We start from the raw sequence: 15727 nt of genomic DNA, 5'->3' as shown, positions 1-15727 counted from the left end.
GGCGGATCTTCCGCAGGTCCCGATGCAGTCCCAACCGCATGACGTCAATCGCCAAGGCCGTCCTCACACTGGAGCTGCAACGCTGAAGAAGCTCACTGACCCACCTCGTGGCGTTCCTCGGCGACCTGACCGACGGGGCACGGGAGACGGCCCCGGCGCGGCGGCCTTGCGGCTGAGGACCCGGACGCCGCTTCCTCGGAGCGCTCAGGTCTCGATGCCGGCCCGCCCTGACCCGGCAGGCCGCGGATACGCGATCCGTGCGCGAACGTTACTCGCTCGTCGCCTCCCTGGCGACTCCTGCGTCGATGGCTCGGCCATGTCGATGTCGCGCCGGGCGAGGCTGCCCCAGCGGTGCTTGGCATGCCCCAGGGTATCGATGATTGCCGATTGAACTGGGGCGTGCGGTGAGCGAGCCGGGCTCCACGCTTTGGTGACGGCGTCAGTCGGGGGGGACTCCGTCATCATTCATCGATCTATTGACATACATCGCTCAAGGCTGGCAGGGTTCCGGCCTTTGGCGGACAGCGTATTGCCGACCTGGGCTCTGACCCCGCCCCGTCGGCCGGCCCCGGCCCCGGCCACACGTCGACACGAAGGTTTCCCACCATGCCGGCCACGGCGTGGAGGCCGCCACCGAGGCACCGGTCCTGCTCCTCATGGGCAGCGGCGACCGCCGCTACCGGGAGTGCATCGTGGCGGCCGTCTCCGGCCACTTCCGGCTGTGGCTCCTCGACGCGCACGAGCCGAGCTGGCAGCTGCCGTACGTGGAGGGGACCTCGCTCCTCGACACCAAGAACCTCGACGAACTCCCCACCGAGGCGAAGAAGGTCATGCAACGGCTGCCCGTCGTCGGGGTGTTCACCTACGACGAGTCGCTCGTACACGCCGCCGCGCGGCTCGCCGAAGCCCTCGGCCTGCCCGGAAGCGCACCCGAAGCGGTGCTCGCGTGCCGCGCAAGGCGACGACCCGGGCACGGCTCACGGCCGCGGACGTCCCGCAGCCGGCCTGCACGCCGGTCGCCACGGCCGCTGAGGCCCGCGCCGCGGCCGACAAGACCGGCTACCCCGTGGTGATCAAGGCTCGTGGACTCGCCGGAAGCCTCGGCGTCGTCCGCGCCGACGACGGCGACGCCGTCGAAGCGGCCTTCGAGGCCGCCAGCTCCGTCAACTGGCCGGGAGTGCCCCGTTACGAGGCGGACGTCCTCGTCGAGGAGTACCTGACCGGTCCCGAGATCAGCATCGACGCGGTCGTCGCCGACGGCGTGTGCACCCCGCTCATCGTGGCGCGCAAGCAGGTCGGCATGGACCCGTACTTCGAGGAGACCGGTCACACCGTCGACGCCGACGCCCCCTGCTGCGGGACCCCGAGCTCCTGGACCAACTGCACCGTATCCACCAGGCGCTCGGCTTTGAACACGGAGCCACGCACACCGAGTTCAAGCTCACCCCCCAAGGCCCCCGGCTCGTCGAGATCAACGCACGCCTCGGCGGTGACTTCATCCCCCTCATCGGCATGCTCGCCACCGCCACCGCCACCGCCACCGCCGCCGCCGCCGCCACCGCCACCGACGGTCACGGGTTCGGGCACGGTCGCCTTCGCCGTCGCCGACGCCGACGCCGACGCCGACGCCGACGCCGACGCCGACGCCGACGCCGACGCCGACGCCGACGCCGACGCCGACGCCGACGCCGACGCCGACGTCGATGCCGACGCCGACCGTGTCGGCAAGGAAGAGGCCCTGCCGACGGCCCAGGCCTCCTGACGCTCGCCGCCATCTCCCTGTGCCCCGGGGTGGCGGCGTCCCGGCTTGTCCGGGTCAGTGGATGTGCGGGCTGCGGCGTTCGACGAGGACGGTGTCGCGCCAGACTCCGTGGTGACGGCCGACGCGCTCGCGTGTGCCGATGACCCGGAAGCCCGCACGGGCATGGAGGGCGAGGCTCGCGGAGTTCTCGGGGAAGATGCCGGACTGAATGGTCCAGACCCCACCCGCCTCCGTGGACTCGACGAGCGCCTCCAGCAGTACGGAGGCGACACCCCGGCCGCGGGCGTCGGGGTGGACGTACACGGAATGCTCGACGACGCCGGCGTACGCGCACCGGTCGGAGACCCGCGTGGCGGCCACCCACCCGAGTACCCGGCCGTTCTCGTCGAGCGCGGCGAAACGGTGCTCCGGCAGCTTGGCCGCGTCGAACTGCTCCCACGTCGGGGCGACGGTCTCGAAGGTGGCGTTTCCCTCGTCGATCCCCGCCTGATAGATCGCGACGACCTCGTCGGCGTGGTCGGCTGTGAGCGGTACTACGGTGACGGGGTGTGTGGCTGATCCGGTCATGGGGCGGAGTCTCCCAGACGGAGCGCGGAGTGCGGGAAGGCCCTGCCCGGACACTGGTCGTGCGCCCGACGATGCCGTCGCCCGCGCGGTGTGAACTCCGGCGAGCACGGCCGCACTCGCGTCGGCGTCATCGGACCGGGTCCGTGGCGCGCCGCGGGTGGTGGGGCGTCAGGCCGAGGCCGCCTTGGTGAGGAGGGCCCCCATGGCGGCGAGGACGGCCGGCTCGACCCGGTAGTAGACCCAGGTGCCGCGGCGTTCGGAGGAGAGCAGCCCGGCCTCCTTGAGCTTCTTCAGGTGGTGGGAGACGGTCGGCTGGGAGACGCCGACGTCGGAGATGTCGCAGACGCACGCCTCCCCGCCCTCGTGGGAGGCGACGGCCGAGAAGAGTCGCAGCCGGACCGGATCGCCCAGCGCCTTGAACATGACGGCGGTCCGCTCGGCTTCCTCGGCCGTCAGTGGGCGCTCGCTCAGAGGCGGGCAGCACGGCGCCATCTCGGGCTCCAGGACCGGCAGCACCTTCACGTTCGACATGCATCTATGTTGACACACGTCGAACCAAGGGCCCAAGAGGCGGAGTGTCGAACGCCTGGACTCGACCCTTTGAATTCGATGAATGTCTATGTTGACGACTGTCGAATCAGGTGCCATCCTGGAGGCGCAAGGGATCGACAAACGTCGAATCAAAGGGGAAGAGTCGTGAACATCACCGCCACCGACCGGCTGCCTGTCGTGATCGTCGGAGCCGGGCCCACCGGGCTGGCCGCTGCCGCGCACCTCGTCGGCCGGGGCCTGGAGCCGCTGGTCTTGGAGGCCGGGGCGCGCGCGGGCGCGGCGGTGCACGAGTGGGCGCACGTACGGCTCTTCTCCACCTGGGGCGAGGTCACCGACCCGGCCGCCGAGAAGCTCCTCGCCCCCACCGGGTGGGTGAAGCCCGACGCGGCTGCCTACCCGACCGGCGGCGACTGGGCGGCCGACTACCTCCAGCCGCTCGCCGACGTCCTCGGCGACAGGGTGCGAGTGGGCGCCCGGGTCACCGGAGTCTCCCGCGTCGGCCGCGACCGGATCGTCGACGCCGACCGCGAGACCCAGCCCTTCACCGTCCACGTCGCCCACGCCGACGGGCGCGAGGAGCGGATCCTCGCCCGCGCCGTCATCGACGCCTCCGGCACCTGGTCGGTCCCGAGCCCGGCCGGCGGCGACGGCCTCCCCGCCCTCGGCGAGCGCGCGGCCGCCGACCGGATCTCCTACCGCGTCCCCGACCTCAGGGACCCCGCCGTTCGGGCCCGGTTCGCCGGGAAGCGCACTGCGGTCATCGGCTCCGGCGCCTCCGCCTTCACCGCCCTCGCGTCCCTCGCCGACCTGGCGAAGTCAGAGGACGGCACGGGCACGCACGCCACCTGGATCCTGCGCCGGGGCATCTCCGGCTCCACCTTCGGCGGCGGCACCGCCGACCAGCTCCCCGCCCGCGGCGCCCTCGGCCTCGCCGCCAAGGCCGCCGTCGACGAGGGCCACGCCTACGCCGTCACCGGCTTCCGCACGGACGCGATCGAGCGCGACGGCGAGCGGCTCGTCCTGATCGCCGAGGACGGCCGCCGCCTCGACCCGGTCGACGAGGTCATCGTCCTGACCGGCTTCCGCCCCGACCTGACCTTCCTCGACGAGCTCCGCCTCGGTCTCGACGAGCGGCTCCAGGCCCCCGTCGAGCTGGCGCCGCTCATCGACCCGAACCTGCACTCCTGTGGCACGGTCTACCCCCATGGTGTGAAGGAACTGTCGCACCCGGAGAAGGACGTGTACCTGGTCGGCACGAAGTCCTACGGCCGCGCCCCGTCGTTCCTGGCGCTCACCGGCTACGAGCAGGTCCGCTCGGTCGTCGCCGCGATCGCCGGCGACCGCGAGTCGGCCGAACGCGTCGAGCTCGTCCTCCCGGAGACCGGGGTCTGCGGCGGCGCCGGCCTCTTCGACCAGCCCGCCGACACCGGGACCGAAGGCGGAGGCTGCTGCGCGACCCCGACCGCGCTCCAGATCGGTATCGGCGCGCCGGCCGCCTCCGCCGGCTGCTGACCCACCCGACCGCTCACCCATGACCGGAGGAACACGATGTCCCGCGTACAGCTTGCCCTGCGCGTTCCCGACCTGGCGGCATCCGTCGCCTTCTACACCAAGCTCTTCGGCACCGAGCCGGCCAAACTCCGTGACGGCTACGCCAACTTCGCCATCACGGAGCCTCCCCTCAAGCTGGTCCTCATCGAAGGCGCCGACAACGAGGACACCCGCCTGGACCACCTCGGCGTGGAGGTCGGCACCACCGACGAGGTCCGCGCCGCCACCGCCAGGCTGGGTGAGGAGGGTCTGCCGACGAAGGAGGAGAACGACACCACCTGTTGTTACGCCGTCCAGGACAAGGTGTGGGTCCACGGCCCCGGCCGCGAACCATGGGAGGTGTACGTCGTCAAGGCCGACGCCGACACCCTGACCAAGCAACAGGACAGCACCTGCTGCGCCGGCACGACGACCTCCGCCGCCGACGCCGGTGAACCGGTCGCCGCCCCCGTCGGATGCTGCTGACCACTCGATGACCGACCTCCACACCCACGGAGCCGCGACCGGAACAGGGGACCGGTCGCGGCCCCGTGCCGTCCTGCCCGCACTCTGTGCCACCCAGATCACCGGCTGGGGAATCGTCTACTACGCCTTCCCCGTCCTGAACCCGCAGATCGTCGTCGACACCGGCTGGCCCACTGGCGCGACGATGGCGGCCTTCTCGCTGGCACTGGTCGTCTCCGGCCTCGCCGGAATCCGCGTCGGCAGGATCATCGACCGTCGCGGCCCCCGCGCGGTCATGACGGCGGGCTCCGCGGCCGGTGTCCTGGGCCTCGGGATCGTGGCCCTGGCGCCGAGCCTGCCCGTGTTCTTCGCCGGTTGGATCCTGGCCGGGTTCTCCATGGCGGCCACCTTCTACCAACCCGCGTTCGCCGCCCTGACCCGCTGGTGGGCTCCCGACCACGTACGGGCCCTCACGATCGTCACCCTCGCCGGCGGCCTCGCCTCCACCGTCTTCGCCCCGGTCACCGCAGCCTTGGCCGCGCACCTGTCGTGGCGTGAGACTTACCTCGTGCTGGCCGCGGTCCTCGCCGCCGTCACCATCCCGGCTCACGCCCTCGCCCTCCGCGCCCCCTGGCCGCCGGCGCCGCCCGCCCCGCACGGAACGGACGCGAGCCCCCGCGCGGTGGCCCGCAGCCGGCCGTTCCTCCTTCTGGCGGTCGCCTTCACCCTCTCGGCCTTCGCGATGTTCGCCGTCGTCGTCACCCTCGTCCCGCTCCTCCTCGAACGCGGCTACACCACGGCCCAAGCCGCCTGGGCCCTCGGCCTCGGCGGCGCGGGACAGACCCTCGGCCGCACCCTGTACGCGCCCCTCGCCCGCCACACCGGCACTACGGTCCGCACCACGACGCTCATCGCCCTGGGTGCCCTGACCACCGCGGCCCTCGCCCTCACGCCGGGCCCGTACGGCCTCGTCATCGCCGTGTCGATCGCGGCGGGCATGGTCCGCGGCAACCTCACCCTCCTCCAGGCCACCGCCATCACCGACCGCTGGGGCACACGACACTACGGCCGGCTCTCCGGCCTCCTCAGCGCCCCCGCCATGACTGCCTCGGCCCTCGCGCCCTTCGCCGCAGCCCTTCTCGCGGGCCCGCTCGGCGGCTACCCGGAACTGTTCGCCGCGCTTGCCGGGGTAGCGGGCGTGGCGGCATTCGTCGCGGCGGCGACCTCTGTCCGGACGGGGAGGTAGACCGCGCACCGGTGCGTCGGCGGCGCCGACACCCTCCCCTCCGTCCGTCTCAGGCGGGCATGTTCATCAGGAGGAGGGGGGGCGTGGTGGGCCGTGGCGATCCTTCGGACGGTTCGAGGGTGAGGCCGAGCGCGGTGGCGTCGGCGGGGTCGCCGTCGACGAGGACGGTGCCGTCCTGGCGGATGAAGCCGGCGGGCAGCATGGTGTCGTCGTGCTGGAGCCACAGCTGGTAGGTCTTGCCCGGCGCGGGCGCCGGAAGGCCGGTCGCGGTGAAGACGGCCTTGTTCCGGCCGGCGGAGGTGACGACGGTGGTGAGCGTGCCGTTGGTGGCCTTGCCGTGGACGGTCTCCGCGTCGGGCGCTGCCAGGACATCACTGACGGCGTCGAGGCTCCGCTGGGCCTGCCGGGTCTGCTGTTCGGCCCGCTGGGCCTCCTGGTGCTGCCAGGCGGCGAGTCCGGCGAAGGACACGGCGGCGACGAGACTCGCCGCGAGGCCCAGCGGCAGGGCCTTGCGGCGCAGCCGGCCGCCGAGGCTCGTCGTGGCGGTCGGGCCGTTCAGTCGTGGGGGCATCTGTCGTACGCCGTCGATCGCGTCCAGGGTGCGCTGCTTCAGCGCGACGGGAGGTTCCTCCGCCGCCGCGAGGGCGAGGCGGGCCGTGGTGGTGCGGAACTCGACCACCTCCTGCCGGCACGTCTCGCACTGGTCGAGGTGGCGGGTGAAGGCCTCGGCCTCTTCGGTGTCGAGCGCGCCGAGGGCGTAGGCGCCGGCGAGGGCGTGGATGTCGGACGCGTGGTGTTTCACGTGGTCACCCCCATGCAGTCACGGAGCCGGATGAGTCCGTCGCGCATGCGTGTCTTGATGGTCGGAAGCGGCGTGCGCAGGGTCTCGGCGACCTCACGGTAGGTCAGTCCCTGGTAGTAGGCCAGGTTGACGGCCTGGCGCTGGAGTTCCGTCAGGTTGCCGAGGCAGCGGCGTACCTGCTCGCTGTCCAGGCGGGTCTCGACCTGTTCGGCGACGTCGTCGTAGGGGGTGCGGTGGTCGCGGGCGGCCCGGGCGTGCTCGCGGTCCGTGGCGGCCTGGGCGGAGCGGACCCGGTCCACCGCCCGGCGGTGGGCGATGGTGGCGGCCCAGGTGGTCACGGAGCCGGCGTCGCTGCGGTAGCGGGCGGCCTGGCGCCACAGCTCGATCATGACTTCCTGGGCGACCTCCTCGGACTGCGCCGGGTCGCGCAGGACCCTCAGCACGAGGCCGAAGACCATGGGCGCGAGAGCGTCGTAGAGGGCCGAGAAGGCCTCCTTGTCGCCGCGGGCGACCCTCTGCATGACCGCGGCGAGATCGGGCCTGGCGCTTCTCGCGGAGCGGCGGAGGGGAAGAGGTTCGTTCACCGGACCACCTCCGTCAGGTGTGACCAGGCGGAGAGGCCGTGGGGGGCCGGTCGGGGCAGGGCGGTCCATCGCATGCCGGTCCTTCGTCGCGGTTCGGGGACTGTCTCTGAACGTTCTTCGTAGCGGGCACGCGGACGGATGGGTGCCGTTTCGGGGGGAGCGGGGTCTCCTGCCGACCCGGTCGAGGGAACACGGACGGTGCGGACCGGCGCCGTCAGGACGACGGCCGCCGCCACTCTTCCGGGTGATGGGCCCATCCGCGGCGCCGCGGCCGCCGAATCCCCGACCACCACCCCCGATTCACCGGGAGCCTTCGGCATCCGTCGCGAAGGCAAAGCCGGAACCAAGAGAGACCTGAAGGAGCAACTCAGATGAACACCTTGCACATGCGCCGCGGCGCGCTCGCCGTGACCGCCGCCGTCGTCCTCCCCTTCTCACTGGCCGCCTGCTCCGCCTCCGGAAGCGAGACCAAGGCCGCGGCCCCCGCCTCCGCCCCGACCACCGCCGCGACCCCGCAGGAGGGCGCGACGGCGACCGACGAGCCGTTCGGTCCGGCCTGTGCCGGGGTGCCGAAGGAAGGCGCGGGCTCCTTCGAGGGCATGGCGAAGGACCCCGTCGCGACCGCCGCCTCCCACAACCCGGACCTGTCCACCCTGGTCACCGCGGTGAAGCAGGCGGGACTCGTCGACACCCTCAACAACGCGGAGAACATCACGGTCTTCGCGCCGACCAACGACGCCTTCGCGAAGATCCCGAAGGCGGACCTGGACAAGGTCCTCGCGGACAAGGCCGCTCTCACCGAGATCCTCACCTACCACGTGGTCGGCGAGCGGCTCACCCCGGAGCAGCTGGAGAACGGCTCCTTCGAGACCCTCCAGAAGGGCAAGATCACCACGAAGGGTTCCGGCGAGGACTACACCGTCAACGACACGGCCAAGGTCGTCTGCGGCAACGTGAAGACCGCCAACGCCAACGTCTACATCATCGACACCGTCCTGATGCCCGAGTAACGGCAGTCGCGGGACGTGCGAACACCCTGGCCCTCCCGGGCGAAGCCGGGGAGGGCCAGGGTGTCACTGCCGTGGCCGGGTCCGTCCCACGCGGGCCGGGTCAGCGGTCCTGGGAGAGTTCCAGGAGCTCGGCGAAGGTGCCGGCGCCATGGGCAAGGGCGTCGTAGGGGCCTTGTTCGGTGATGCGGCCGTGTTCCATCACGATGATGTGATCGGCGATCTTGGTGTTCTCCAGGCAGTGGGTGACCACGATCGTGATGCGGTCGGCGGCGATGGCCTTGATCCGCTCGAAGATCTGGTGTTCACCGCGCGGGTCCATCTGGGAGGTGGGTTCGTCGAGGATCAGGAGGCCGGGCCGGCGGTACAGGGCCCGGGAGCACGCGATGCGCTGCCACTGGCCGCCGGAGAGTTCCGTGCCGCCGAAGACGTCCCGGGCGAGGAGGGTGTCGAGGCCGGCGGGGAGGTCTTCGACGGCGTCGCGGAGACCGACCGCGTCGACGGCCTGCCACACCGGGGCGTCGTCGTGGGTACGGGGCTGGCCGAGGGTCACGTTCTCGCGGACGCGCAACGGCCACTGCGCGAAGATCTGCGGCACCAGGCCGGTGTGGGTCCACACCGTGGTGGGGTCCATGTCGGCGAGTTCGGTGCCGTTCCAGGCGACCGAGCCCTTGTCGGGCAGGTAGATGCCGGTGAGCAGACGGGTGAGGGTGGACTTGCCGGATCCGTTGGCTCCGACGATCGCGAGGATCTGGCCGCGGCGCAGGGTCAGGGAGACGCCGTCGACGGCGGGCCTGTCCTTGCCGGGGTACTGGTAGACGACCTCCCGCAGGCGGATCTCGTCGACCGGCGCGGTGAGGCGGTGGGGGCCGCGCCGGGGGGGCGCGGGCGGTGGCGTCGTCGAGGAAGGTCTGCATGTCGCCCAGGTACAGGCTGGTGTGGAAGACCGCGGCGCCGTTGACGACGACCTGGGACAGGGCGGCGAGGGTGGTCTGCACGGCGATGACGGCCGTCGCGGCGACCGCGAGGTCGATCCGGCCGGAGACCGCCAGCCAGGCCAGGGCGCCCCACGTCGCCAGCAGGAAGACGCCGCCGGCCAGCGCGGACAGCAGGGAGATCCGCAGGGTCCGCGGGGCGGCGGCCAGGGTGCGCCGGTCGCACCGGTCGGACAGGGCCCGGTACCAGTGGACGAGGTAGTCGGTCATGGAGTTCGCGCGGACCTCGTCGCTGTACTTCGACTCGGTCGCCCACCAGCGCATCATGCCGCGCACATTGCGGTCGGCGATGTTGCCGTAGTGGATCTCGTAGTCGACCCGTGCGCTCAGGACGGCTCCGACGCCGGCCGGGAGGACGGCGAGGAGGAGCAGCGGCAGCATCAGCGGGTTCAGCACCGACAACACACCCCCGGCGGTGACCATGCGGATCACCGCCGACACGAACCGCTGCGCGTCGGTCACCATCACGTGGGTCCGCGTCACCCCCATCTCGGCCGCCTCGCGCCGGTCGGAGAAGCCGTCCTCCGCGTACGCCGTAGCCTCCACCCGGCACACCGCCTCGACCAGCGCCGAGTCCGTCTCCGTGGTCAGCCGCGGTGTGATCCGCCGCTCCGCGTACGCAGACACCGCACCCGCGGTCCGCGCCAGCGCGGCGGCGAGCGCCGCCACCAGCAGCGCCGGCAGCGCGCCTCGGAGCCGGTCCCCGGCGGTGCCGGACGCGAGGACGGGTTCCATGGCGCGGGCGGTCGCGGTCAGGAGCACGGCGGCGGAGGCGCCCGTGACCAGTTGGCAGCCGGCGAGCAGTTGTACGGCCCGCCGGTCGATCCGCCACGACAGCCGGGCGATGCGGCCCAGGACGGCCGGGATCCGCGCGCACATCCGCCGGAAGGAGACCTCGGCGAGCGGGTTGACGGCGTACTGGCCGCTGTAGGTGATCTCCGCGGGCGGTGGGGGAGGGGGAGTGGTCTTCTGCTGGTCGTTCCTGGCGGTCGAGGTCAACTGCGGGTCCTCCTGGACGGTCGTCCGGCCTGGTCGTGAAGCCCAACGACCCGGCCGCGATATCGAACTGGTGTGTTCAGGCCGGATGCGGAGTCCTGAGCTGGAGCGGGTGTCGGAACGTGGCGGGTGCATCGACCCGTCCCCCGCAACGGGAGTGCGGAGGAGGGAGGTTGGCCGAAACGCCGACGGACCGCCGCCGGAGCGGTGGTCTTCGGTTCTGAGGAAACTGGAAAGAAGTTCTAACAACCCGTTCGCGACGCGAGGGATGGGTATCGTTCCGCTCGTCCGGCCAGCGGGACGTGCGGAACGGGGGAGCGATGAGCGGCGTGGTCGTCCATGTGCCGCGGGGCAGCGGAGGCGCCGACGGTGACGAAGGGAGCGCCGAGGCGGTGACGTTGCGGCTGGGTCCCGGCGAGGTGGCCCGCTTCGGGCGGGGCTCGCGGACCACTCCGGTCGAGCTCCGTCTCGCCGACGCGGCGATCTCGCGCCTCGCCGGGGAGATCCGGGTGACGGACGACCACTGGCAGCTGACGAACCACAGCAGCACCCACAGCTATCTGGTGGAGAACCCGGAGGGGGCGGGGGAGTACCTGAGGGTGCCGCCCCGCCGGGTGGGGGCGCCGGTCCCGTTCGAGTTCGCCCGGGTCGTGCTGCCCACCCGGGGGGAGACCCCCGTGTCCTTCCAGGTGTTCGCGCCCGACCACGTCTACCTCGACCCCGAGGCCATGGGTGCGCCGTGGGGGAGCCGCACGGTCACCGCGTACTCGCTGGACGAGACCGCCACCTACTTCCTCGTCCTCGTCGCGCTCTGCGAGCCGCGGCTGCGGGACCAGTCCCGCGTCGCCGTACCCACCACCCCGCAGATCGTCGAACGGCTCCGCGCCCACACCGGATGCGCCGCCCTGACGGCGCGTGCGATCAGCTCGCACATCGACTACCTCGCCGAGGAGAAGCTCCGCATCGGCGCCGGGAGCAGCCGTGAGCCGGGCAAGGGCGAGCGCCGCAACGGCAAGCGGGAGGAGATCGTCGGGCTCGCGCTCCGCTTCGGGCTCGTACGGGAGGACCACCTCGCCCTGCTGCCGCCCGTGACGGCGACCGGCGGGCGGGACCGGCACACGGCGCACTGACGCCGGACCCCGGCGATGTCCCGCCGCTCGGACAGGGCCGCCGGGTAGGTCCGCCCGGGCAGGGCCGCCGGGCAGGGCCGCCCGGTAGGGCCGCCCCGGTAGGTTCGCTCGGGCCATCGGGATTTCATCGCCCCTCCTTAGCGTGGCCGCGTTCTACGACGGCACGCATCACAGGGAGGGACGGTTCGATGGCCTGGAGAGGATTCAGGGCGAGACTGCCGGGGGCGGTCCTGGCCGCGGTCGCGGTGATGAGCACCACGGCGGCCGGCGGGTCGCCGGCCGGTGCGGCCGGGACGGGGCCGGAGAAACCGACGATCCGCTACACCGAGTACGGGATCCCGCACATCATCGCCTCCGACTGGCGGGGGCTGGGAACGGGCTACGGATACGCGGCGGCCAAGGACAACATCTGCACCCTGGCCGACACCTATCTGATGGTCGACGCCGAGAGGTCCCGGTACCTGGGACCGGGCGGCAGGACGAGCCCCGGCCAGAACCAGAACACCACGACCAACCTCAACAGCGACCTGTACTTCCAGCGCATCAAGGACAACGGCGTGGTGGAGCGGTTGCTGTCCCGGCCCGCGCCCGACGGGCCGGAGCCGGAGGTCAAGGAGGCCATCAGCGGCTACGTCCAGGGCTACAACAGGTACCTGGCGGAGACGGGCGCGGACAACCTCTCCGACCCGGCCTGCCGGGGAGCGGACTGGGTGCGGCCGATCACCGAGATGGACGTCTACCGGCACGCGCACGCCGAGATCATCATGGGCAGCGCCGACGTGCTGCTCGACGGCCAGGTCACCGCTGCACCGCCCGGATCGGCGGCCGCCGCGGCGGCCGCGGCACCGACGGCCGCGCAGCGGGCGAGGTCGGCGCGGACGACCGCGAAGAGGATCGGCGAGCTCCTCGCGGCGAACCGGCGGCAGGGCATGGGCAGCAACGCGCTGGCGGTCGGCTCGCAGGGCGTCTCCGGCGGTACGAGCATGCTGCTCGCCAACCCGCACTTCCCGTGGCACGGCAAGAACCGGATGTGGCAGAGCCACCTGACGATCCCGGGGAAGGTCAACGTCTCCGGCGCCAGCCTCCTCGGACTCCCGGCGGTGAACATCGGGCACAACGACGACGTCGCCTGGAGCCACACGGTCGCAACGGTGGCGCCGTTCGGACTGTTCGACGTCCAGGTGGATCCGCTGAACCCGACCATGTACCTGGTCGACGGCGCCTGGGAGCGGATGACCTCGCAGCGGGTCTCCGTCGACGTCCGGAACGACGACGGCACGATCGGCCAGGTCACCAGGACGCTGTGGGCCACCCGTTACGGCCCGGTCACCACCTCGGTCCTCGGCTACCCCCTGCCCTGGGTGGTCAGCGCACACGCGGTACGCGACGTGAACATGGACAACCTCCGGGCGCTCAACACCTGGTTCGGCCTCGACCGGGCCAAGGACGTCCACGACGTGGTGAACGTCCTGGAGACCACACAGGGCGTTCCCTTCTTCAACACGGTCGCCTCCGACCGGAAGGGGAACGCGCTGTACGCGGACATCCAGGCCGTCCCCAACATCACCGACGCGCACGCGCAGTCCTGCCTCACCGAGACCGGCAAACTGCTGTTCCACCAGACCCTGGCACTGTCGAACGTGCCGCCGGTCTCCATCCTCGACGGCAAGCGCAGCGCCTGCGACTGGCCCGACGACCCGAACGCCGCCGCACCGGGACTCCTCGACCCCCGGCAGCAACCACGGCTGATCCGGACGGACTTCGTGGGCAACGCAAACGACAGCCCCTGGCTGGCCAACCCGGCGCAGCCGCTGACCTTCCCCCGGATCATGGGCGACATGGCGACGCCCAGGTCGCTGCGCACCCAGGAGCTGATCCTCACCGCGCGGAAGCGGATCGACGGCACCGACGGCCTGCCCGGCAGGGGCTTCACCCCCGAGACCATGGGGCGGCTGCTGTACGCGGACAACAGCCGGGCGGCCGACCTCACCCTGAACACCACGGTCACGACGTGCCAGAACGTCGCCTTCGGGCTCGTCCTGGTGGACGGCAACCTGGTCGACATCAGGGAGGCGTGTCCGATCCTGGCGGGCTGGAAGAGCCACGACTTCACGTCGGACAGCCGCGGGTCCTGGCTGTTCGCCAACTACTGGCACCACCTGCAGGGTTCACAGCGGGTCGACAAGCTGCCGTGGCGGGTGCCGTTCGACGCCAACGACCCGGTGCACACGCCCAACTCGCTGGACGGCGGCAGCTCCGCGGTCCGCGACGCCCTCGCCCGGGCCGTCTTCGCACTGCGCAAGGCAGGCGTTCCGCTGAACGCGGCCCTGTCGGACGTCCAGAGGATCACCCGCGGCGGCGAGCAGATCCCGATCCACGGCTCGTTCGGCGCCCTGGGCGTCCTGAACGTGATCGAACCCGGCCAGGTCGACGGCAAGACGGACATCGTCTTCGGGTCCAGCTTCGTCCAGCAGGTGCGGTTCACGGCCGACGGGCCGCCGGAGACGTACTCCGTCCTGGCCTACTCCCAGTCGGCGAACCCGTACTCGCCGCACCACGCCGACCAGACGAAGTTGTTCTCGGCGGGCGGGTGGGTGACCGAGCGGTTCACCGAGGAGCAGATCGCGGCCGCACCGGACCTGCGCGTCGTGGTCCTGGACTGAGACCGGTCCGACGAGCCCGGCCGTACGAAGCAGCCCGTAGACGAAGCCCGTACGACGAAGCCCGTACGACGAAGCCCGTACGACGAAGGACCGTACGACGAAACCCTTCACGAAGGAGAGGAACGTTGTGAACAGGACATCGCGCTGGTGGCGGACGGTGGTGGCGTGGACGGTCGCCGTCGTGGCCGTGGCCGTGGTCGCCCCGGTCGGTTCGGCACAGGCCGCCGACGACACCCCACCGCCGAAGCTGACGGACGGGTTCGGCCTGACCCAGGTCGCCGCGCCCGTGGGAACCGCCCACGACTTCTACCTCACGGTCGCCACGCCCCAGGTCGCGGGCGAACAGCACATCAAGATCATTCTGCCGCGCGGCTACTACGACGACCCGGCCAGGCGCTACCCGGTGCTCTACTTCCTGCACGGCTCGCCCGACGACCCGATCGCGCAGAACTACCCGGCGCTGTCCATGTCGGACCGGATGATCACCGTCATACCGGACGGCGGCGCGCGCAGCTGGTACGCCAACTGGCTCAACCAGAACACCGTGCTCGGCGCCCAGAACTGGGAGAACTTCCACCTGAACCAGGTGATCCCGTTCGTCGACGCGAACCTGCGCACCCTCGCGGCCAAGAAGTCGAGGGCCGTCGCCGGCATCTCCATGGGCGGCTTCGGAGCCTTCCACTACGCCCAGGCCCGCCCCGACCTCTTCGGCCAGACGGCGTCCCTGTCGGGCGACATCGACCTGTCGGCCAACTCGATGGACCTGCGGATGGCCGTCGTCGCCTCCGTCACCGACGCGATGGGCGCGATGTGCGCCTCGTCGTCCGGTTCCTGCGACCCGAACGAGTCCCCGTACAAGCCGGGCGTGGACAGCGACGCCCTGTTCGGCTCGCCCTATCCGGTGTTCAACGTCGACCGGCGGTGGAACGAGGTCGACCCGTCACAGCACATGGACCGGCTCAAGGGCATCGGGATCTCCATCTACACGGGCGACGGCGGCGGCTCGCCCCTCGACATGGAGTTCTGGGTCTCCGGCGCGTCCAAGAACGTCAAGGCCCGCATGGACGCCCTGGGCATGCCGTACTACTACGTCAACTACGGCGACGGTTCCGGCTGGGGCACCCAGTGCAACGGGACGCACAGCGCGGGCTGCTGGGCACAGTCCCTGCTGGACCTGATACCCAGGCTGGAGCGGGCCTTCGCCGCCTGACCCGGACGGTGCGCCACGCCCGCCGTCGTCCCGCTCGCCGCCGGTGCGGTCCGCGGGACGGCGGCGGGCGCCTTCCCGGATGGGGGTGCGGACCGGTCAGGACACCGCGGGGCCAGGACCGTTCAGCCAGCCCCATGCCGACCAGGTGGAGAAGCCGGTCTGCCAGCGGTGGTGGACGCCGGCGTGGCTGGTGCCGAAGACCTCGATGCGGCCGTCGG

General features: G+C 71.6%; 12 protein-coding genes and 3 pseudogenes. 10 read left to right on the top strand and 5 right to left on the bottom strand.

The genetic code is table 11. The features are described 5' to 3' along the window. From OO54_RS45540 to OO54_RS46185, 3 genes and pseudogenes are all read left to right on the top strand, one after another. Nucleotides 1-86: pseudogene (locus OO54_RS45540) on the top strand (IS5/IS1182 family transposase); the annotation flags it as partial. 570 nt (nt 87-656) lie between these two features. Then, nucleotides 657-911: pseudogene (locus tag OO54_RS48045) on the top strand (ATP-grasp domain-containing protein); the annotation flags it as partial. A gap of 35 nt (nt 912-946) precedes the next feature. After that, entirely contained in the window at nt 947-1762 is an 816-nt protein-coding gene (locus OO54_RS46185; protein WP_051787848.1) for an ATP-grasp domain-containing protein, read from the top strand. Between the two features lie 54 nt (nt 1763-1816). Here OO54_RS46185 and OO54_RS39745 read toward each other — a convergent pair whose 3' ends face one another. Both OO54_RS39745 and OO54_RS39740 read right to left on the bottom strand, forming a co-directional pair. After that, a complete protein-coding gene (locus OO54_RS39745) occupies nt 1817-2329 on the bottom strand; it encodes a GNAT family N-acetyltransferase (protein ID WP_033212337.1) in 513 nt (170 codons plus the stop codon). A 168-nt stretch (nt 2330-2497) separates the two neighbouring features. Continuing rightward, on the bottom strand, nt 2498-2860 hold the full coding sequence (locus OO54_RS39740) for an ArsR/SmtB family transcription factor (protein ID WP_033212334.1): 363 nt from the start codon (nt 2858-2860) through the stop codon (nt 2498-2500). 165 nt (nt 2861-3025) lie between these two features. Here OO54_RS39740 and OO54_RS39735 point away from each other — a divergent pair, with 165 nt between their 5' ends. The 3 genes from OO54_RS39735 to OO54_RS39725 are packed head-to-tail and all read left to right on the top strand — an operon-like array spanning nt 3026 to nt 6122. Continuing rightward, complete coding sequence (locus OO54_RS39735; RefSeq protein ID WP_033212329.1) at nt 3026-4393, top strand: NAD(P)-binding domain-containing protein; 1368 nt, start codon at nt 3026-3028, stop codon at nt 4391-4393. Nucleotides 4394-4429: 36 nt separating this feature from the next. Further along, nucleotides 4430-4897 carry an ArsI/CadI family heavy metal resistance metalloenzyme gene (locus OO54_RS39730; protein ID WP_033212328.1) on the top strand — a complete coding sequence of 156 codons (468 nt, stop codon included), beginning with the start codon at nt 4430-4432 and terminating at the stop codon, nt 4895-4897. 7 nt (nt 4898-4904) lie between these two features. Further along, nucleotides 4905-6122, top strand: coding sequence for an MFS transporter (locus tag OO54_RS39725; RefSeq protein WP_033212327.1), 1218 nt, complete (start codon nt 4905-4907; stop codon nt 6120-6122). Nucleotides 6123-6171: 49 nt separating this feature from the next. Here OO54_RS39725 and OO54_RS39720 read toward each other — a convergent pair whose 3' ends face one another. Together OO54_RS39720 and sigK are read right to left on the bottom strand one after the other, a co-directional pair. Beyond that, nucleotides 6172-6924 (bottom strand): anti-sigma factor, encoded by a 753-nt coding sequence (locus tag OO54_RS39720; protein WP_033212325.1) that lies wholly within the window; start codon nt 6922-6924, stop codon nt 6172-6174. Continuing rightward, nucleotides 6921-7508 (bottom strand): ECF RNA polymerase sigma factor SigK, encoded by a 588-nt coding sequence (sigK, locus tag OO54_RS39715; RefSeq protein WP_033212319.1) that lies wholly within the window; start codon nt 7506-7508, stop codon nt 6921-6923. Before sigK ends, OO54_RS39720 begins: the two co-directional genes overlap by 4 nt. A gap of 371 nt (nt 7509-7879) precedes the next feature. Between sigK and OO54_RS39710 the strand changes: the two genes are divergently transcribed. Next, nucleotides 7880-8518, top strand: a complete 639-nt coding sequence (locus OO54_RS39710; protein WP_033212317.1) for a fasciclin domain-containing protein — start codon at nt 7880-7882, stop codon at nt 8516-8518. A gap of 100 nt (nt 8519-8618) precedes the next feature. Here the strand turns inward: OO54_RS39710 and OO54_RS42065 are convergent. Continuing rightward, a pseudogene (locus OO54_RS42065) lies at nt 8619-10389 on the bottom strand (ATP-binding cassette domain-containing protein). 437 nt (nt 10390-10826) lie between these two features. On the opposite strand from OO54_RS42065, the gene OO54_RS39700 reads away from it, so the two are divergent. The 3 genes from OO54_RS39700 to OO54_RS39690 all read left to right on the top strand — a co-directional run bounded on the left by OO54_RS39700 (nt 10827) and on the right by OO54_RS39690 (nt 15509). After that, nucleotides 10827-11636 (top strand): FHA domain-containing protein, encoded by an 810-nt coding sequence (locus tag OO54_RS39700; protein WP_200146606.1) that lies wholly within the window; start codon nt 10827-10829, stop codon nt 11634-11636. 188 nt (nt 11637-11824) lie between these two features. Then, the gene (locus tag OO54_RS39695) at nt 11825-14299 is read left to right on the top strand and encodes a penicillin acylase family protein (RefSeq protein ID WP_033212314.1); all 2475 of its coding nucleotides are present in this window, start codon (nt 11825-11827) and stop codon (nt 14297-14299) included. A gap of 127 nt (nt 14300-14426) precedes the next feature. Then, nucleotides 14427-15509 (top strand): alpha/beta hydrolase, encoded by a 1083-nt coding sequence (locus OO54_RS39690; protein ID WP_051787846.1) that lies wholly within the window; start codon nt 14427-14429, stop codon nt 15507-15509. Nucleotides 15510-15727: the final 218 nt, after the last annotated feature.

The sequence above is a fragment of the Streptomyces wedmorensis genome (genome assembly GCF_000716445.1).
Taxonomy (GTDB): Bacteria; Actinomycetota; Actinomycetes; order Streptomycetales; family Streptomycetaceae; genus Streptomyces; species Streptomyces wedmorensis.
Note: the sequence above shows the minus strand (reverse complement) of the source record. Positions and strands in the feature narration are given on the sequence as shown.

Bases quoted from the DNA above. Each gene is read 5' to 3' on its own strand.
- OO54_RS39745 (WP_033212337.1), bottom strand. From the start codon at position 2,329: ATGACCGGATCAGCCACACACCCCGTCACCGTAGTACCGCTCACAGCC.
- OO54_RS39740 (WP_033212334.1), bottom strand. From the start codon at position 2,860: ATGTCGAACGTGAAGGTGCTGCCGGTCCTGGAGCCCGAGATGGCGCCG.
- OO54_RS39730 (WP_033212328.1), top strand. From the start codon at position 4,430: ATGTCCCGCGTACAGCTTGCCCTGCGCGTTCCCGACCTGGCGGCATCC.
- OO54_RS39725 (WP_033212327.1), top strand. From the start codon at position 4,905: ATGACCGACCTCCACACCCACGGAGCCGCGACCGGAACAGGGGACCGG.
- OO54_RS39710 (WP_033212317.1), top strand. From the start codon at position 7,880: ATGAACACCTTGCACATGCGCCGCGGCGCGCTCGCCGTGACCGCCGCC.
- OO54_RS39700 (WP_200146606.1), top strand. From the start codon at position 10,827: ATGAGCGGCGTGGTCGTCCATGTGCCGCGGGGCAGCGGAGGCGCCGAC.
- OO54_RS39695 (WP_033212314.1), top strand. From the start codon at position 11,825: ATGGCCTGGAGAGGATTCAGGGCGAGACTGCCGGGGGCGGTCCTGGCC.